Source organism: Streptomyces sp. NPDC127595 (assembly GCF_042671685.1).
Classification (GTDB): Bacteria; Actinomycetota; Actinomycetes; order Streptomycetales; family Streptomycetaceae; genus Streptomyces.
Map to the genome: position 1 here is coordinate 531718 of NZ_JBHXWK010000004.1, position 18858 is coordinate 550575.

The window sequence follows — 18858 nt, forward strand, 5'->3', positions numbered from 1 at the left end:
CCGCCCCGAATCGGGGCTGAGCTTCGCTGATTCGGGGCTGGGCTTCTCTATTCGGGCGTGACTGCGAGCGCGTGGCCCACCAGGGCCAGCAGGGTCTCGACGGCCGAGATCCGGCGGCGCGCGTCCATGATCATGACAGGTATGTGCGGGGGGATCGTGAGGGCCTCGCGCACGTCCTCGGGCTCGTACCGCTGGCTGCCGTCGAAGTGGTTGACCGCGACGACGTACGGCAGTCCGCAGCTCTCGAAGTAGTCGAGCGCCGGGAAGCAGTCCGTGAGGCGGCGGGTGTCGGCGAGGACGACCGCGCCGATCGCGCCGCGCACCAGGTCGTCCCACATGAACCAGAAGCGCTGCTGGCCCGGCGTGCCGAAGAGGTACAGGACCAGGTCGTCGTCGAGCGTGATGCGGCCGAAGTCCATGGCCACGGTGGTGGTCAGCTTCTCGGGCGTCGCGCTGAGGTCGTCGGTGTCCTCGCTGGCCTGGGTCATCAGCGCCTCCGTCTGGAGAGGCGTGATCTCGGAGACCGCGGTGACGAGCGTGGTCTTGCCCACGCCGAAACCGCCCGCCACCACGATCTTCGTCGCGATCGGGGCGCGGGTGCGGTCGGTCTGCCAGGCCTGGAGGTTCTCATCGGCATCGGGGAGCCGCGGAGTTACCGGGTCAGGCTCGTCAACTGCCTTGGGGAAGGCGGTTCTTGGCGCGCCCTCAGAGACGACGGAGTCCATTCAGCACCCTTTCCAGCAGAGCGCGGTCCGGCTGTCCCGTGCCGTGACCGGTTCCGTACACACGGATCTTTCCCTGGTCCGCCAGGTCGCTCAGAAGCACCCGGACCACGCCGAGCGGCATCTTGAGGAGAGCTGCGACCTCGGCCACCGTTCGCATCCGGCGGCAGAGTTCGACGATGGCCCGCATCTCGGGCATCACCCGGGTCTCCAGCGAGCCATTGGGCAACTCCCGGCGTTCTTCCGGGGCTTCGAGCGCCGCGACGAACGTCTCCACGAGCAGGACGTGACCGAAGCGGGTGCGTCCCCCGGTGAGCGAGTACGGGCGTACGCGGGCCGGTTTGCGGTCGCTGCCTCGGACGGGGAGCTTGGGTGAACGACTGCCGCTGCCACTACTCATCGGGCGCTCCCCGTCGACTCGATCTCCGGTTCAGGCTGGGTCTCGGTCTCGCTCTCGGTCTCCAGGGACTTTCTGAGTTCGATGCGGAGTTCGGGGGTCAGCACATGGCCGGCGCGTCCCACGAAAAGCGCCATGTGGTACGCCACCACGCTCATGTCGCAGTCCGGGGAGCCGTGCACACCCAGCAGCGAGCCGTCGCTGATCGACATGACGAAGAGGCTGCCCTCGTCCATCGCGACCATCGTCTGCTTGACGGCGCCGCCGTCCATCAGCTTGGCGGCACCGATGGTGAGGCTGCCGATGCCGGAGACGATGGTGGCCAGGTCGGCTGCGGATCCCTTGGGGCCCGTACGGTGCGCCTCTCTCGACTCCCGTGCCTCCTCGTTTCTTCCGGGGTCGGAGGAAATCAGCAGCAAGCCGTCGGAGGAGACGACCGCGACCGAGAGAAGGCCGGGCACCTCCTCGACGAGGTTCGTCAACAGCCAGTGCAGGTTACGGGCTTCACTGCTCAGGCCGAAGGTACTGGGCGCGGTCAACTGCTTGCCTCCTCGACTGTGCCCCCCGATGGTTCTACGTCCTGTGCGTGCAACCCCGCGCCATGTGCGGGCGCGTTCTGGTCGGCGATCTCCGCCTCCACCTCGCGGCGGCCCTCCTCCGCACCCCGGTGGAAGCCACCGAGCCTGCGGCGCAGGGCCTCGGCGTCCACCCCGCCCGTGCGTGGCCGCGGGGCCGCCACGGGTTCGGTGATCTTCGGCGTCCGCTTGGGCAGGCCCTTGTCGGTGACCCGGCCGGGCTCGTCCAGGTCCGCGGTCCGCTCATGGGCGTCGGGGCCGATGGCGTAGGGGTCTTCGGTGGGGGTGGCGGGGGTGGATGTGGACTGGGTGGGGAGGGTTGCCCTCGGTGCTTCGGCCGGGTCGGGCCCGGGCACCGGGACCAGGAGCTCCATCGTGGTCTCGGGGGTCGGCTCGGGTTCGTCGGCCGCCGGGGGCTCCTCCGGTGCCGGAGTCGCCTCTGCGGCGGCCGCCTCCCTCGCCGTCCGTTCCGCCGCCGCGATCAGCGGGTCCACGTCCGCGGCCGGGGGCCGCGCCGTGAGCGTCGAACGGCCGCGCAGGACGTTGGAGTTGGCCTCGGCGTCCGCGCCGGGAAGGGTGAGGGAGGGGGCACCGGCCGTGGCCGGCGCGGCGGAGGGTACGGCCGTGGAGGGGGAGGCGGCCAGGAGGCTCTTCGGGAGGACCGCGACGGCCGCGATACCGCCCTGCTTCTGCTCGCGCAGCTGCACGCGTACCCCGTGCCGGTGGGCGAGCCGGGCCACCACGTACAGGCCGAGCCCGAGTCCCTCGCCGCCCTCCTGGTCGTAGGCGTCGTCGGGATCGAACTCCGCGAGCCGGGTGTTGAGCAGGCTCATCCGCTCGGCGGTCATGCCGATGCCCTCGTCCTGCACGGAGAGCATCACCTCGCCGTTTTCCAGGAGCCAGCCGGAGACCTCCACGGCCATGTCGGGCGGCGAGAACGACGCGGCGTTCTCCAGGAGTTCGGACACCAGGTGCGAGATGTCGTCCGCGGCGAAGCCGGCCAGGTGTGCGTGCGGCGGCAGCGCGGTGATGCGGACCCGCTCGTACCGCTCTATCTCGCTGACCGCGGCGCGTACGACATCGACGAGCGGGACGGGACCGGCGTGCTGCTGGCCGTGGTCGGCGCCCGCGAGGACGAGCAGGTTCTCGCTGTGGCGCCGCATGACCGTCGCGAAGTGGTCCAGCTTGAAGAGGGTGGAGAGGCGGTCGGGGTCCTGCTCGCGCTCCTCCAGGCCCTCGATGATGCCGAGTTGGCGTTCGACGAGGCCGAGGGTGCGCAGTGCCAGGTTGACGAAGGTGCCGTGGATGGTGCCGCGCACCTGCTCCAAGTGGGCGGCGGCCGCGGCGAGTTCGGTGCGCAGCTTGTCGCGTTCGTCGGCCATCAGCTGGCGCTGGCCGATGAGGTGCTTGCGGTCGCCTTCGAGGGTGGTGATCCGCTCGTGGAGCTCGGCGGCGTGCGCGTGCAGTGCGTTCACCGAGCGGACGACCTGGGCGAACTCGTCGTTGCGGCCGGTGAACTTGACCGGCTCCTCCGTGCCCGGGTCGGCGGCGAGACGGGCGGAGCCGCGCCGCAGGACGGACAGCGGGCGGGTGAGACTGCGGGCCATGGCCATCGAGACGCCGACGGCGACGAGCAGCAGCGTGCCGATGGCCGCGACGCGGATCTCCAGCGCGGTGACGTCGTCGTCCCGCAGCGCTTCGAGGTCCTTGATACGGCGGCTGTTGAGGGACGCCTCGGCGCCGCGCATCAGCTCGACGCGGGCGGAGAGCGCCGTGTCCAGCTTGTCGGTGCTGGTGTCGAGTTCGTCGTCGGAGAGCGTCGGCTGGTCGGTGAGGTCCGTGAGGTACTCGTCGGCGTCGGTGACGTCGGGACCGGTGACCGTGGAGTCGTACGAGGTCTTGTCGGCCTTGGGCGCCGTCTCGCGGAACTCGGCGAGGGCCGCGTCCGAGCGGAGGCGGGCCTGCTGGGCGGCGGCGCTGAGCGCGTCGCGCTGCTTGGTGTCCGCCTCCGACGAGGTGCTGGTGGTGCTCGTCAGGCCCGTGTAGGGGTCGGTGGTGGTCTCGGTGGTGATCGGGACGCTGAGGGCCGCGAGGAGCAGTCCACGGGCGGCGGCGGACTGCTGGACGGCGGAGTCCAGCTCGGCGAGGGAGTGCGCGCCGGAGCCCGCGCGGGGCGGCACCTGCTCGGCCAGTTCCTCGGCGAGGGCGTGGAGTTCGGTGATGGCACCCGAGTACGACTGGTGCGCTTCGAGTGCTGTGCTCGCGCCGGTGAGTGCCGCTCGGCGCAGCGAGGCGATGGCGTCGAGGTCCGTGAGGAGGGACGCCGGGGCGTCCTCGTCCGCCCGCAGCTCCTCGACCTGCCGGTCGACCCGGGCGCCGCGCTGCTCCGAGGGCACCTTGTCCTTCGGGCGGCCCGCGGCGATGTACGAGGTGACCTCGTCGCGCTCGTCGGCCAGCGAGTGCGCGAGGGTCAGCGCCTGCTGGGTGCGCTGCGCGAGCGTCACCAGGTTCTGGGAGTCGTTCAACTGACCCGAGGCGGTCAGGATCGTGGGTGCCCCTGCGCCGGCGATGGCGGCCGCGACGACCGCAACGGCGACAATCAGCCGATTGCGTACGTGGGCGGTTCGGCCCCTGCCCGCCGAGTCGGCGGCGGCGCCAGCGGCGCCCTCCGTGGAGGCCGTCTGCTTGCCTGTGCGCCTCGGCCGCGTCTTCTGCACCGGTGCTCGCATTCCTGACTCGTGTACCCATGTGCCCGGGTGACGTTCCGTCAACTGGGGTGTTCGCTCTCCCCCGAGCTTTCGACTCGCTCAAGCAGGGGGCGCCCCCACCGGTTCCCGACCCTCCCAGTGCCGGTGGACAGTGGTCCCGCATCATCCGGCCCGCCACCCGAAGGAGTGAACATCGGACGGGAGTTGGCGGGCAAGTCCCTCTGAGGCCTGCGGTTCGCCTGCGCGGCGGGCTGGTTGGACGTGAGCGACGGGCTTTGGCAGTATTCGCCGCCACGCTTCGCCGGAGTCGATCATTCCATGCCAAACCCGGCTCCTGATCTGCTGATCCGCGCCCATTCGGCAACCGATGCCGACCTCTCGTGGATCTTGTGAAGGGCTCGTGCAGACTGGCCGGATGCGTACTGAACTCGTCTCGGAGCCCGGCGACCCGGCCCGCCCCAATGAGGACTTCGCATCGGTCGGACTTCCCGCCTCGGGACAAGGGGGCGCGCTGGTCGTCCTGGACGGTGTGACACCCCCCGCGGGTGACGACGGCTGCCTGCACTCCGTCGCCTGGTTCTCCTCCCGCCTGGGCGGCGCGCTGACCGAACTGTCCCTTACCTGCCGGGATCTGACGCTGGCTGAGATCCTTTCCCGCTCGATCGCGCGTACGGCCGAGGCCCACGCCGAGACCTGTGACCTTTCTCACCCCCGCACACCTCAGGCAACCGTCGTCCTCGCCCGCTGGTCCGCCGCGGAGGTCGAGTACCTCGTCCTGTCGGACTCCGCGCTGCTGCTGGAGTCCCCCGAAGGCGCCGTCACCGCGCTCCTCGACGACCGCCTCTCCCGCGTCCCCCGGGAGACCCTCACCTCCGCCGCCCGCACCGACGCGACCCTGCGCAACCAGGAGGGCGGCTTCTTCACGGCCGCCGCGGATCCCTCGGTGGCCTCGCGCGCGGTGACGGGGACGGTGCCCCGGTCCTCCGTCCGGGCGCTGGCCGCCCTGACGGACGGTGCCACGCGGTGGGTGGAGAAGTTCCGGGAGGGGGACTGGACGGGCCTGTTCACCTTCGTACGGAAGGAGGGGGCGCAGGCCCTCGTCACCCGCGTACGGGCGCTGGAGTCCGCGGACGCGGAGACGCGGGCGCGGCTGGGGCGGAGCAAGACCCACGACGACGCGACGGTGGTGTTCGTGGAGTGGTGAGTCACCGAGGCGTGCCGCGCCGCTTCCGCGCGTGGCCGGCTACTTCTCGATCCCGGTGTTCAGCTGGTGCAGCAGCCGGGCCAGTTCGGCCACCTCCCGCGGGTCCCAGCCGCTGAGCTGCCGGACGTACCGCGCCCGCCGCGCCTCGCGCACCGCGCGGAAGCGCACCCGGCCCTCCTCCGTGAGGTGGACGAGCCAGGCGCGGCCGTCGGCGGGGTCCGGCTCGCGGGCGACGAGGCCGAGGTCTTCCAGGGCGCGGAGCTGGCGGGACATGGTGGCCTTGCCGACGCCGATGTAGGCGGCGAGCTCCGTGGCGCGCTGGCGGCCGCACTCGTCCAGCCGGATGAGGAGCCCGTACGCGGAGGACTCCAGGTCGGGATGGACCGCCCGGGCCATCTCGCCCGAGGAGGCCCGGGCCCGCCGCAGGAACACCGTCAACTCGCGTTCCAGCGAGGGGAATTCCTGGTCCACACCACTTCCTGACGCCGTGGGTTCGCCGCGATGCCCGTCGCCGTTCGCGTCCTCGTGCACGTCAGCACCCCTGACTCGGTTTCCCGATCCTGAAAGTTTCTGCCAAAAATCGCCGTCGCCGCAGCTCCGCCAGTATTTCGCAGGCGTAGACCATCGGCAGCGTCCGGGCCCTCTTCCCACGCCGTCTTCCAAGTGCGTAGCGTCAAGGGCAGGCAAACTGTGGCATGCCCACAGCAGGAATTTGCCCGGCATGGCATGTGACCCCTGCGCCACGCAAACAACAAGTCGACGATGACTTGACCCCCCACCGCGGCAGGCGCATGCCGCCGGCGCTCCCCCACCGAGCACCACCGTGCACCACCGATCTCCTCGGAGGCACGACATGCCCGCGCACCGATACAGATCCCGCACGCTCCTCCGCTCGCACACCCCGAAGCGCCTTCCCGCGTTCGGGATCCTGCTCGCCGCCTTCTCCCTCCTTCTCGCCGTACCGGCCCAGGCAGCCGACGTCCCCGCCCGCGGCTCGGCCCACCTGGGTATGGGCGTAGTCGCCCACGACGGCCAGGGCGGCACCCCGGCCGACAGCAGGGCCACGCAGACGGAAGGCGTGGACGTCAGCAGCCACCAGGGCAACGTCGCCTGGTCCACCCTGTGGAGCAGCGGGGTCAAATGGGCGTACGCCAAGGCGACGGAAGGGACGTACTACACGAACCCCTACTTCGCCCAGCAGTACAACGGCTCCTACAACGTCGGCATGATCCGCGGCGCGTACCACTTCGCGACCCCCGACACGACGACCGGCGCCACCCAGGCCAACTACTTCGTCGACCACGGAGGCGGCTGGTCGAAGGACGGCAGGACGCTGCCCGGCGTACTCGACATCGAGTGGAACCCGTACGGCGCCTCCTGCTACGGCAAGACGCAGAGCGCCATGGTCAGCTGGATCAGCAGCTTCCTCACCCAGTACAAGGCGCGCACCGGGCGGGACGCCGTGATCTACACGGCGACCACCTGGTGGACGGAGTGCACCGGCAACTACGCCGGTTTCGCCACCGCCAACCCGCTGTGGGTCGCCCGCTACGCCACCGCCGTGGGCACGCTGCCCGCCGGCTGGGGCTACTACACGATGTGGCAGTACACGTCGTCGGGTCCGACGGTCGGGGACCACAACAAGTTCAACGGCGCGCTGGACCGGGTGGTGGCACTCGCCAACGGGTGACACCGGCCGGCATCGAGCATGGGAAGGCCCGGGTCCCTCGCGGGGCCCGGGCCTTCCTCAACCGATGGCGTCCGTCACGCCGCCACCGGAACCTCCGCGGTGGCGCCGTTCGTCGCCGGAGCGAGTGCCAGCTCCAGCACCTGGCGGACATCCGTCACCGCGTGGACGTCGAGCTTGTCCAGGACCTCGGCCGGGACGTCGTCCAGGTCGGCTTCGTTGCGCTTCGGGATGATCACCGTCGTGACCCCGGCCCGGTGTGCGGCGAGCAGCTTCTGCTTGACGCCGCCGATGGGCAGGACACGGCCGGTGAGCGAGACCTCGCCGGTCATGGCGACGTCGGTGCGGACCAGCCGGCCGCTGAGCAGCGACGCGAGGGCGGTCGTCATGGTGACGCCCGCGCTCGGACCGTCCTTGGGGACGGCCCCGGCCGGGAAGTGGATGTGCACGCCCCGGTCCTTCAGGTCGCCGACCGGCAGTTCCAGTTCGGCTCCGTGCGAGCGCAGGAAGCTCAGCGCGATCTGCGCCGACTCCTTCATCACGTCACCGAGCTGACCGGTGAGGGTCAGACCGGCCGCGCCCGTCTCGGGGTCGGCGAGCGACGCCTCCACGAAGAGGACGTCACCTCCCGCACCCGTGACGGCGAGTCCCGTCGCGACACCAGGGACCGCCGTACGGCGCTCGGCCGGGTCCTGGGCGGACTCGGGCACGTGGTGCGGACGCCCGATGAGCCCGCGCAGATCGTCCTCGGTCACCGTGAACGGCAGCTTCCGCTCACCGAGTTCGTGCTGAGCGGCGACCTTGCGGAGCAGCCGGGCAATGCCGCGCTCCAGGTTCCGTACGCCCGCCTCCCGGGTGTACTCCCCCGCGAGCCTGCGCAGCGCGCTCTCGTCGAGCGTGACCTCGTCCTTCTCCAGACCGGCCCGCTCCAGCTGGCGCGGCAGCAGGTGGTCGCGTGCGATGACGACCTTCTCGTCCTCGGTGTAGCCGTCGAGGCGGACCAGCTCCATACGGTCGAGCAGGGCCTCCGGGATGGCTTCCAGGACGTTGGCGGTCGCCAGGAAGACGACGTCGCTGAGGTCGAGTTCAACCTCCAGGTAGTGGTCGCGGAAGGTGTGGTTCTGGGCGGGGTCGAGCACTTCGAGGAGGGCTGCGGCGGGGTCGCCTCGGTAGTCGGAGCCGACCTTGTCGATCTCGTCCAGGAGCACGACCGGGTTCATCGACCCGGCCTCCTTGATGGCGCGGACGACCCGGCCGGGCAGCGCGCCGACGTACGTACGCCGGTGTCCGCGGATCTCGGCCTCGTCGCGTACGCCGCCCAGGGCGACCCGGACGAACTTGCGGCCCATGGCGTGCGCGACGGACTCGCCGAGCGAGGTCTTGCCGACGCCGGGAGGTCCGACGAGCGCGAGCACGGCGCCGCCGCGACGGCCGCCGACCACGCCGAGCCCACGCTCGGCACGCCGCTTGCGCACGGCGAGGTATTCGGTGATCCGCTCCTTCACGTCCTCCAGGCCCGCGTGCTCGGCGTCGAGGATCGCCTTGGCGCCCTGGATGTCGTACTCGTCCTCGGTGCGTTCGTTCCACGGCAGTTCCAGGACGGTGTCGAGCCAGGTCCGGATCCAGGAGCCCTCGGGCGACTGGTCGCTCGCGCGCTCCAGCTTCTCGACCTCCTTGAGAGCGGCCTCGCGGACGTTCTCCGGAAGGTCGGCGGCCTCGACGCGGGAGCGGTAGTCGTCGCTCTCGTCCTCCCCGCCCTCCCCCTTGAGGTCACGGAGCTCCTTGCGCACGGCATCGAGCTGGCGCCGCAGCAGGAACTCGCGCTGCTGCTTGTCGACACCTTCCTGTACGTCCTTGGCGATGGACTCGGCGACATCCTGCTCGGCGAGGTGCTCGCGGAGCTGCTCGGTGGCGAGCTTCAGGCGAGCGATCGGATCCGCGGTCTCCAGCAGTTCCACCTTCTGTTCGGTGGAGAGGAAAGGTGAGTAGCCGGAATTGTCGGCAAGGGCGGACACGTCGTCGATCGCCGTGACGCGGTCCACGACCTGCCAGGCGCCGCGCTTGCGCAGCCAGCTGGTGGCCAGGGCCTTGTATTCCTTGATCAGTTCGGTGACGTGGCCGGGCAGCGGCTCGGGCACGGTCTCACCGACGCGCGTCCCCTCCACCCACAGCGCGGCACCGGGACCGGTGGTCCCCGCGCCGATCTTCACGCGCCCGCGGCCGCGGATCAGCGCGCCCGGGTCGCCGTCGGCAAGGCGGCCGACCTGTTCAATCGTCCCGAGCACACCCGTGCCCGCGTACGTCCCGTCGATCCGCGGCACCAGCAGCACCTGCGGCTTCCCCGGTGTCGAGCGGGCGGCGGCCTGAGCGGCCTCCACCGCGGCCCGCACATCGGTGTCGTTCAGGTCCAGCGGAACCACCATTCCGGGCAGCACGACCTCGTCGTCGAGCGGCAGCACGGGCAGGTTGAGCGGTGCGGACGTCGTATCGGCAGCCATGATCTTCCTCTCGACAAGCAAGTTGAGCTATGTGGACTCAATGCTTGTGAGCGCTCTGGTGTTCCCCGGGGGTGTTCGCTGTCAGCGATCGGGCGCCTTGATAGCTTCCGCAGGTGCAATTCATGGTGATCACCCAGCGCTACAGCGACCGGTTCAGCGACGAGGACTTCGCGGCCGTCCTGCCTCAGGAGACCGAGACGGTCCGAGGGCTCTACGCCGACGGAGCACTTCGCCAGATCTGGTTGCGCGACGACACGCGAGGCGCGTGCTTCCTCCTCGAAGCCGAGTCACTCGCCGCCGCCGAAGCAGCGGTGGCAGCCCTTCCCCTGGCGCAGAAGCAGATGTCGGACTTCCAGATCATCCCTCTGCGACCGTACGGCGGTTTCGGCCCCCGCTGACCGCCTGACCCAGCCCCGCCCGGGACGCCGCTCGCATATTAATTCGGTTGCCCCGGCCGGCACGGTCCGTACCGTCTTCCGGGTGACAGACACCCACCCCCTCCTCTCCGCCTACGACGACCAGATGCGCGGCGCCCCTCCCACCCCTCCGACAGGGGTCACGTACGAACAGGACGGGCCGCTGCTGCGGATCGTCGGGCAGTTCCGCGGGCTGGTCAGCGGTCCGCGTGATCTCGGGGTGGGCGGGGCGGAACTCGACCGTCTGATCGCCCGGCAGCGGGAGTACTTTGCCGGGCGCGGTGAGGCGGTGGAGTGGAAGACGCGGGGGCACGACCGCCCCGCCGGCCTCACCGAGCGGCTGCGCGCCGCGGGCTTCGTGCCCGAGGAGCAGGAGACGGTGGTCGTCGGACTCGCGGAAGAAATGGCGGCCGTACGGCGGCCGGTCGTGCCGCCGGGTGTCGTCCTGCGGCGGGTCACGGCGGACGTGGACATGCACCGGATCGCCGCGATGGAGTCGGCGGTGTGGGAGGCCGACTGGAGCTGGCTCGCCGACGACCTGATCGGCCGGGTCGAGGCCGCCCCCGACGAGATCGCCGTCTTCGTCGCCGAGGCGGACGGTGAAGTGGTCTCCGCGGCCTGGCTTGTCTTCCGCGAGGACACCGAGTTCGCGAGCCTGTGGGGCGGCTCGACGCTCCCCGGATGGCGGAGCCGGGGCATCTACCGCGCCCTCGTCGCCACCCGCGCCGCCCTCGCCGCGGCCCGCGGCGTCCGATTCCTGCACGTGGACGCCTCCGACGACAGCGCCCCGATCCTGCGCCGCCTGGGATTCCACGCCATCACCACGACCACCCCCTATGTGTGGTCGCCGCCACAGGCCAGCCCGCCGACTCCGTAGCTAAAGTAAGACTCCTTCAGCGCATGCAGTCATTACAAGGGGTTCTGGTGGACGAGATCGTACGGGCCTGGGTCGACGGCTGGGTCCTCTCGCGTGGGGCGGCTCCGCCGGTGGTCGAGGCTTGGGGTTGCTCGGTCGATGTGGGGCAGGCGGAGCACGTCACCCGGCATGTTCTCGGGGCGACGAACGGGGCTGTCGAGGAGGCCGTGGTCCGGAAGGTCGCCGACTCGGTGACCGGAGCGGGGGTGTGGCTCAAGGTGTTCGCCGAGGCGTCGACCGTCGGACCCTGGCTCGGTCAGGGCTGGTGGATCGACCCCCAGCCCGGGTACCTGATGTCGGCCCCTCTCACCGCCGTCCCGTCCGTGGCCACTCCCGACGGCTACCGTCTGCGCACCTGGGCGCACGGCGGCGTCACCCGCGCCCTGGTCACCGCTCCGGACGGCTCCTGGGCCGCGCGCGCCCAGATCGCGGCCACCGGCGCGACGGCGGTCGTCGACCAGGTCGAGACGGCGCCGGAGCACCGCAGGCGCGGTCTCGGCCGACTGGTCATGGGCACGGTGACGCGCGCGGCGGTCGCACAGGGCGCCAGGACCGGCGTACTGGGCGGAACACCGGACGGGCGGGCGCTGTACGAGTCCCTCGGCTGGCGCGTGGAGGCACCGCTGACGAGCGCGAAGTTCACCGGGGTCGGCTGAACCTCCGCGGGCAGCCGCCTTCCGTGGCCGAGGCCACGTCGCCTTCCTCACGTCGGCGAAGGTGTCGGCTCCGCCCCCTGGAACGGGGGTAATTCGACCGCCTGGCATCCCGGAGCTGCCAGGATGGGCCGATGGTCACCTCGTACGACACCCCCGCAGTGATCGATCGTCGCGAGGGCCCGTACGGCGAGGTCGTGCTGCGGCGTCATGGCGCGCTGCTGCAGATCATCGCCAACGGGTGCTTCCTGATGGACACCTCCGACGGCCGTTCGGAGCGGCTGCTCGTCGACGCCGCCTACGGCGCGCTGGACGGGCGGGCGGAGCCGAGGCTGCTGATCGGCGGCCTCGGCGTCGGGTTCTCACTCGCGCACGCGGCCTCGGATCCGCGCTGGGGGGTATCACCGTCGTGGAGCGCGAGCCGGCGGTGATCGACTGGCACCTCGGCGGGCCGCTGGCCCCGTTGTCGGCCGAGGCGCTCGCCGACCCGCGCACGGAGATCGTCGAAGCGGATCTGCTCGCCTACGTCAATGAGATCTGCGACACATACGACGCGCTGTGCCTGGACATCGACAACGGACCCGGCTGGACGGTCACGGAGGGCAACGAAAGCCTCTACTCGGAGGCCGGACTCACAGGCTGCGCAAGGGTGTTGAGGCCCGGCGGGGTACTCGCGGTGTGGTCGGCGCGACCCTCTCCGGAATTTGAAGGAACCCTCCGGAATGCCGGGTTCAAGGGGGTGCGTACCGAAGAGATCCCCGTTGCCCGGGGCGTTCCGGACGTCGTCCATCTCGCGGTAAGACCTGGATAGCCGAGCCGCGGCGACTGCCCGTACTCTGCTTGCCTGACGCGGATCATTCAAGCGTCAAGCGCAGTCATGGGATCACCCCACGGATTCCGGAAAGCACACTTCAGGGGCGGGCGATGGAGCAGACACACACCTCCCACAACGGCGCGGCGGCGACGCCCGGCGCTCAACGACGGGTCCTGGTCGTCGAGGACGACCCGACGATCGTCGACGCCATCGCGGCACGTCTGCGCGCCGAGGGATTCCTGGTGCAAACCGCGGGCGACGGCCCGGCCGCCGTCGACACCGCCGAGGCATGGCAGCCCGATCTGCTGATCCTCGACATCATGCTGCCCGGCTTCGACGGTCTTGAGGTCTGCCGCCGTGTGCAGGCCCAGCGCCCGGTGCCGGTGCTGATGCTCACAGCGCGCGACGACGAGACCGACATGCTGGTCGGTCTGGGCGTCGGCGCCGACGACTACATGACGAAACCGTTCTCCATGCGCGAGCTGGCCGCCCGCGTGCACGTCCTGCTGCGCCGGGTGGAGCGTGCCGTCGTGGCCGCCTCGACGCCGCGCAGCGGGATCCTCAGACTCGGCGAGCTGGAGATCGACCACGCGCAGCGCCGGGTTCGGGTGCGCTCGGAGGACGTGCACCTCACGCCCACCGAGTTCGACCTGCTCGTATGCCTCGCGAACACCCCGCGGGCCGTACTCTCGCGTGAGCAGCTGCTCGCCGAGGTCTGGGACTGGGCGGACGCCTCCGGTACGCGGACCGTGGACAGCCACATCAAGGCGCTGCGCCGGAAGATCGGCGCCGAGCGGATCCGTACGGTCCACGGCGTGGGCTACGCCCTGGAGACCCCGACTCCCTGAGCCGGACCTCGGCCGGGGCATTCTTGAGGGGGCTGATGTGATGAGCGGGTTCGGGGACCGCAAGGGCGCGAGACCCGGGTTCGGGGAGCGCGGGAGCACCGGCTCAGGACGCCGTGAGCGCGAACACGCGGGCTCCGGTTTCGCCGGTTCCAAGAGTCTCGACGGGTCCAAGGGCGAGAGCCCCTGGGGTGGCGTACGGCCCTTCTCGATCAAGACCAAGCTCGGCACCCTGGTCGTCGTCTCGGTCTTCATCACCACGGGTCTGTCCATCATCGCGGCGCGCACGCAGACCGAGCTGCGCTTCATCACGGTCTTCTCGATGATCGCCACACTGCTGATAACGCAGTTCGTGGCGCATTCGCTCACGGCCCCGCTCGACGAGATGAACGCCGTCGCGCGGTCCATCTCGCACGGCGACTACACCCGCCGCGTGCGCGACGACCGCCGGGACGAGCTGGGCGACCTCGCCCAGACGATCAACCTGATGGCCGACGAACTGGAGGCCCAGGACCGCCAGCGCAAGGAGCTCGTGGCGAACGTCTCCCACGAGCTGCGGACCCCCATCGCGGGGCTGCGCGCGGTCCTGGAGAACGTCGTGGACGGCGTCTCCGCCGCCGACCCCGAGACCATGCGTACGGCGCTGAAGCAGACGGAGCGTCTCGGCCGTCTCGTGGAGACGCTGCTCGACCTGTCCAGGCTGGACAACGGCGTCGTACCGCTGCGTCAGCGCCGCTTCGAGGTGTGGCCGTACCTGTCGGGCGTCCTGAAGGAGGCCAACATGGTCTCCTCGGCGCGTGCGGGCATCGCCTCGGGCTCCGGCAGCCACACGCGCACCGACGTCCATCTGCACCTCGACGTGTCACCGCCCGAGCTGACCGCGCACGCGGACCCGGAGCGGATCCACCAGGTCGTCGCCAACCTCATCGACAACGCCGTCAAGCACAGTCCCCCACACGGCCGGGTGACCGTCAGGGCCAGACGCGGCGACTACCCGGAGTCCCTCGCGCTGGAGATCCTGGACGAGGGTCCCGGCATTCCGAGGTCGGAGTGGCACCGCGTCTTCGAGCGGTTCAACCGCGGCGGGGTCCCCGCGCCGCACGGTCCCGGCAGCGACGGCGGTACGGGTCTGGGGCTTGCCATCGCCCGTTGGGCGGTCGATCTGCACGGCGGGCGCATCGGCGTGGCCGAATCCGAGCGGGGTTGCCGGATCCAGGTCATCCTTCCAGGGCTTCCCTCTTTGCCAAGTTGACGTAAAGTTCGAACCGGAGCCAGAAGATCCATCGACGTTCGTCGCTGACGGGCACGTGTGATCAGGCAGAGGGCCACGTGAGTCGTGCCGCGGCCTCGGATCGGCGCACTTCGCCATGCCCACTCCAGGCCGGAACCCCGCTTGTTTCCCGCCATTTCCACCCCCGAAACACACTTTCCGATGTGACTTACACGACGATGGGCAGGCCCGGCCTGACCTTCCCGGCCAGGGAGGCGTAGCCTTAATTCCCGCTGTCCATCACCTTGTGAGAAGCGGAAGAGGGCGGTTGCCGCCGTGTCGCCACAGTCCCCCAGTAACTCGAGCATCTCGACCGAAGAGCAGGCCTCCGGGAAGAACCCGGCTGCCGCGTTCGGACCCAATGAGTGGCTCGTCGATGAGATCTATCAGCAGTACCTCCAGGACCCGAATTCGGTAGACCGAGCCTGGTGGGACTTCTTCGCCGATTACAAGCCGGGCGCAGCTGCCGCCTCGGCTCCGGCGGGTACTGCGGCCGCGGGGGCCGCAGCGACCACCACAGCAGCTCCGGCCGCTCCCGCAGCGCCGGCGGCTCCCGCCCAGGCGGCTCCGCAGGCTCAGGCCGCACCGGCGGCTGCTCCGGCTCCCGCTCCGGCGCCGGCTCAGGCTCCGGCACCGGTGAAGCCCGCCGCCGCTGCTCCGGCTCCTGCGAAGGCCGCTCCGGCCGCCGCCAAGCCTGCCGAGGCCAAGGCCGCACCCGCGACCGAGGCTCCGGCCGGTCCCGAGTACGTGACGCTGCGCGGCCCCGCCGCCGCGGTCGCGAAGAACATGAACGCCTCGGTGGAGGTGCCCACGGCCACGTCCGTGCGCGCGGTCCCGGTGAAGCTGCTCTTCGACAACCGCATCGTCATCAACAACCACCTGAAGCGCGCCCGGGGCGGGAAGATCTCCTTCACCCACCTCATCGGCTACGCGATGGTGCAGGCCATCAAGGCCATGCCGTCGATGAACTACTCCTTCACGGAGAAGGACGGCAAGCCGACCCTGGTCAAGCCGGAGCACGTCAACTTCGGCCTCGCCATCGACCTGGTGAAGCCCAACGGCGACCGCCAGCTGGTCGTCGCGGGCATCAAGAAGGCCGAGACGCTGAACTTCTTCGAGTTCTGGCAGGCCTACGAGGACATCGTCCGCCGCGCCCGTGACGGCAAGCTGACGATGGACGACTTCACCGGTGTCACGGTCTCGCTGACCAACCCCGGCGGCCTCGGCACCGTCCACTCGGTCCCGCGTCTGATGCCCGGTCAGTCGGTCATCATGGGCGTCGGTTCGATGGACTACCCGGCGGAGTTCCAGGGCACCTCCCAGGACACCCTGAACAAGCTCGGCATCTCGAAGGTCATGACGCTCACGTCGACCTACGACCACCGGGTCATCCAGGGCGCCGCCTCCGGCGAGTTCCTGCGGATCGTCGCGAACCTCCTCCTCGGCGAGAACGGCTTCTTCGACGAGGTCTTCGAGGCCCTGCGCATCCCCTACGAGCCGGTCCGCTGGCTCAAGGACATCGACGCCTCGCACGACGACGACGTCACCAAGGCCGCCCGCGTCTTCGAGCTGATCCACTCCTACCGGGTCCGCGGCCACGTCATGGCCGACACCGACCCGCTGGAGTACCGCCAGCGCAAGCACCCCGACCTGGACATCACCGAGCACGGGCTCACCCTGTGGGACCTGGAGCGCGAGTTCGCGGTCGGCGGCTTCGCCGGCAAGTCCCTCATGAAGCTGCGCGACATCCTCGGCGTGCTGCGTGACTCGTACTGCCGCACCACCGGCGTCGAGTTCATGCACATCCAGGACCCGAAGCAGCGCAAGTGGATCCAGGACCGCATCGAGCGCTCGCACTCCAAGCCGGAGCGCGAGGAGCAGCTGCGCATCCTGCGCCGGCTGAACGCTGCGGAGGCCTTCGAGACCTTCCTGCAGACGAAGTACGTCGGCCAGAAGCGCTTCTCCCTGGAGGGCGGCGAGTCGGTCATCCCGCTGCTCGACGCCGTCCTGGACAGCGCCGCCGAGTCGCGCCTGGACGAGGTCGTCATCGGTATGGCCCACCGCGGCCGGCTGAACGTGCTTGCGAACATCGTCGGCAAGTCGTACGCGCAGATCTTCCGTGAGTTCGAGGGCAACCTCGACCCGAAGTCGATGCACGGCTCCGGCGACGTGAAGTACCACCTGGGCGCCAACGGCACCTTCACGGGCCTGGACGGCGAGCAGATCAAGGTCTCGCTTGCCGCGAACCCGTCCCACCTGGAGACGGTCGACCCGATCATCGAGGGCATCGCCCGCGCCAAGCAGGACATCATCAACAAGGGCGGCACGGACTTCACGGTCCTGCCCGTCGCCCTGCACGGTGACGCGGCCTTCGCCGGCCAGGGTGTGGTCGCCGAGACGCTCAACATGTCGCAGCTGCGCGGCTACCGCACGGGCGGTACGGTCCACATCGTCATCAACAACCAGGTCGGCTTCACCGCCGCCCCGGAGTCCTCGCGCTCCTCCATGTACGCCACCGACGTGGCCCGCATGATCGAGGCGCCGATCTTCCACGTGAACGGCGACGACCCCGAGGCCGTCGTCCGCGTCGCGCGGCTGGCCTTCGAGTTCCGCCAGGCGTTCAACAAGGACGTCGTCATCGACCTGATCTGCTACCGCCGTCGGGGCCACAACGAGTCCGACAACCCGGCGTTCACGCAGCCGCTGATGTACGACCTGATCGACAAGAAGCGCTCGGTGCGCAAGCTGTACACCGAGTCCCTGATCGGCCGCGGCGACATCACCCTTGAGGAAGCCGAACAAGCCCTCCAGGACTTCCAGGGCCAGCTGGAGAAGGTCTTCACCGAGGTCCGCGAGGCCATCTCGCAGGCTCCCGAGGCTCATGTCCCGGAGGTGCAGGCCGAGTTCCCGGTGGCCGTGGCGACCGCGATCTCCCAGGAGGTCGTCAAGCGCATCGCCGAGTCCCAGGTCAACATCCCCGACCACGTCACCGTCCACCCGCGGCTGCTTCCGCAGCTGCAGCGCCGGGCGGCGATGATCGAGGACGACACGATCGACTGGGGCATGGGCGAGACCCTCGCCATCGGCTCGCTGCTCCTCGAGGGCACCCCGGTCCGCCTCTCCGGCCAGGACTCCCGCCGCGGCACCTTCGGCCAGCGCCACGCGGTGCTGATCGACCGCCGCACGGGCGAGGACTTCACCCCGCTCCAGTACCTCTCGGACGACCAGGCGCGCTACAACGTCTACGACTCCCTGCTCTCCGAGTACGCGGTCATGGGCTTCGAGTACGGCTACTCGCTGGCCCGTCCCGAGTCCCTGGTGATGTGGGAGGCGCAGTTCGGCGACTTCGTCAACGGCGCGCAGACGGTCGTCGACGAGTACATCTCGGCGGCCGAGCAGAAGTGGGGCCAGACGTCCGGCGTCACCCTCCTGCTGCCCCACGGCTACGAGGGCCAGGGTCCGGACCACTCCTCGGCCCGTATCGAGCGCTTCCTCCAGCTGTGCGCCCAGAACAACATGACGGTCGCCCAGCCGACGCTCCCGTCGAACTACTTCCACCTCCTGCGGTGGCAGGTGCACAACCCGCACCACAAGCCGCTGGTGGTCTTCACCCCGAAGTCGATGCTGCGCCTCAAGGCCGCCGCGTCGAAGACGGAGGAGTTCACGTCGGGCGGCTTCCGCCCGGTCATCGGCGACGACAGCGTCGACGCCGCCGCGGTCCGCAAGGTCGTCTTCTGCGCGGGCAAGCTGTACTACGACCTCGAGGCCGAGCGTACGAAGCGCGGCAGCACGGACACGGCCATCATCCGCATCGAGCGTCTGTACCCCCTCGCGGGTGCCGAGCTCCAGGCGGAGATCGCCAAGTACCCGAACGCCGAGAAGTACCTGTGGGCCCAGGAGGAGCCGGCGAACCAGGGTGCGTGGCCCTTCATCGCCCTCAACCTGATCGACCACCTCGACCTGGCGGTCGGCGCGGACATCCCGCACGGCGAGCGCCTGCGGCGCATCTCCCGCCCGGCCGGCTCCTCGCCCGCCGTGGGCTCCGCCAAGCGCCACCAGGCGGAGCAGGAGCAGCTGGTGCGTGAGGTGTTCGAGGCGTAGGTCTCGCGACACGGTTTCGTACTCGGTTGTGTACGACGGTGGAGGCCCGGTT

Annotated in this window: 14 protein-coding genes and 1 pseudogene; 9 read left to right on the forward strand and 6 right to left on the reverse strand. The window is 70.1% G+C overall.

Annotated elements, in window-relative coordinates; genetic code table 11:
- Positions 1–47 precede the first annotated feature (47 nt).
- The 4 genes from ACFVKT_RS16535 to ACFVKT_RS16550 are packed head-to-tail and all read right to left on the reverse strand — an operon-like array spanning position 48 to position 4411.
- A complete protein-coding gene (locus ACFVKT_RS16535) occupies positions 48–725 on the reverse strand; it encodes an ATP/GTP-binding protein (protein ID WP_385731925.1) in 678 nt (225 codons plus the stop codon).
- Complete coding sequence (locus tag ACFVKT_RS16540; protein ID WP_385731927.1) at positions 706–1122, reverse strand: DUF742 domain-containing protein; 417 nt, start codon at positions 1120–1122, stop codon at positions 706–708. The genes ACFVKT_RS16535 and ACFVKT_RS16540 overlap by 20 nt, the downstream gene beginning before the upstream one ends.
- Complete coding sequence (locus ACFVKT_RS16545) at positions 1119–1658, reverse strand: roadblock/LC7 domain-containing protein (protein WP_385731929.1); 540 nt, start codon at positions 1656–1658, stop codon at positions 1119–1121. The genes ACFVKT_RS16540 and ACFVKT_RS16545 overlap by 4 nt, the downstream gene beginning before the upstream one ends.
- On the reverse strand, positions 1655–4411 hold the full coding sequence (locus ACFVKT_RS16550) for a nitrate- and nitrite sensing domain-containing protein (protein WP_385731931.1): 2757 nt from the start codon (positions 4409–4411) through the stop codon (positions 1655–1657). Before ACFVKT_RS16550 ends, ACFVKT_RS16545 begins: the two co-directional genes overlap by 4 nt.
- 406 nt (positions 4412–4817) lie before the next feature.
- On the opposite strand from ACFVKT_RS16550, the gene ACFVKT_RS16555 reads away from it, so the two are divergent.
- Positions 4818–5606, forward strand: a complete 789-nt coding sequence (locus tag ACFVKT_RS16555; RefSeq protein WP_385731933.1) for a protein phosphatase 2C domain-containing protein — start codon at positions 4818–4820, stop codon at positions 5604–5606.
- A 39-nt stretch (positions 5607–5645) separates the two neighbouring features.
- On the opposite strand, the gene ACFVKT_RS16560 is transcribed toward ACFVKT_RS16555, so the two are convergent.
- The gene (locus ACFVKT_RS16560) at positions 5646–6137 is read right to left on the reverse strand and encodes a MarR family winged helix-turn-helix transcriptional regulator (RefSeq protein WP_385731935.1); all 492 of its coding nucleotides are present in this window, start codon (positions 6135–6137) and stop codon (positions 5646–5648) included.
- Positions 6138–6459: 322 nt separating this feature from the next.
- Between ACFVKT_RS16560 and ACFVKT_RS16565 the strand changes: the two genes are divergently transcribed.
- Positions 6460–7296, forward strand: a complete 837-nt coding sequence (locus ACFVKT_RS16565) for a lysozyme (RefSeq protein WP_385731937.1) — start codon at positions 6460–6462, stop codon at positions 7294–7296.
- 74 nt (positions 7297–7370) lie between these two features.
- Here ACFVKT_RS16565 and lon read toward each other — a convergent pair whose 3' ends face one another.
- Complete coding sequence (gene lon / locus ACFVKT_RS16570) at positions 7371–9791, reverse strand: endopeptidase La (RefSeq protein WP_385731940.1); 2421 nt, start codon at positions 9789–9791, stop codon at positions 7371–7373.
- Positions 9792–9913: 122 nt separating this feature from the next.
- On the opposite strand from lon, the gene ACFVKT_RS16575 reads away from it, so the two are divergent.
- The 7 genes and pseudogenes from ACFVKT_RS16575 (at position 9914) to ACFVKT_RS16605 (ending at position 18806) form a co-directional block, all read left to right on the forward strand.
- Positions 9914–10189, forward strand: coding sequence for a hypothetical protein (locus ACFVKT_RS16575; RefSeq protein ID WP_385731942.1), 276 nt, complete (start codon positions 9914–9916; stop codon positions 10187–10189).
- A gap of 82 nt (positions 10190–10271) precedes the next feature.
- The gene (locus ACFVKT_RS16580; RefSeq protein ID WP_385731945.1) at positions 10272–11084 is read left to right on the forward strand and encodes a GNAT family N-acetyltransferase; all 813 of its coding nucleotides are present in this window, start codon (positions 10272–10274) and stop codon (positions 11082–11084) included.
- A gap of 47 nt (positions 11085–11131) precedes the next feature.
- Positions 11132–11779: a GNAT family N-acetyltransferase gene (locus ACFVKT_RS16585; protein WP_385731947.1), complete on the forward strand. Its 648-nt coding sequence runs from the start codon at positions 11132–11134 to the stop codon at positions 11777–11779.
- 131 nt (positions 11780–11910) lie between these two features.
- Positions 11911–12587: pseudogene (locus ACFVKT_RS16590) on the forward strand (spermidine synthase).
- A gap of 113 nt (positions 12588–12700) precedes the next feature.
- Positions 12701–13438 carry a response regulator transcription factor gene (locus tag ACFVKT_RS16595; RefSeq protein ID WP_266832490.1) on the forward strand — a complete coding sequence of 246 codons (738 nt, stop codon included), beginning with the start codon at positions 12701–12703 and terminating at the stop codon, positions 13436–13438.
- A 40-nt stretch (positions 13439–13478) separates the two neighbouring features.
- Positions 13479–14687 (forward strand): ATP-binding protein, encoded by a 1209-nt coding sequence (locus tag ACFVKT_RS16600; protein ID WP_385731950.1) that lies wholly within the window; start codon positions 13479–13481, stop codon positions 14685–14687.
- A gap of 294 nt (positions 14688–14981) precedes the next feature.
- The gene (locus tag ACFVKT_RS16605; protein WP_385731952.1) at positions 14982–18806 is read left to right on the forward strand and encodes a multifunctional oxoglutarate decarboxylase/oxoglutarate dehydrogenase thiamine pyrophosphate-binding subunit/dihydrolipoyllysine-residue succinyltransferase subunit; all 3825 of its coding nucleotides are present in this window, start codon (positions 14982–14984) and stop codon (positions 18804–18806) included.
- The last annotated feature ends 52 nt before the right edge of the window (positions 18807–18858 follow it).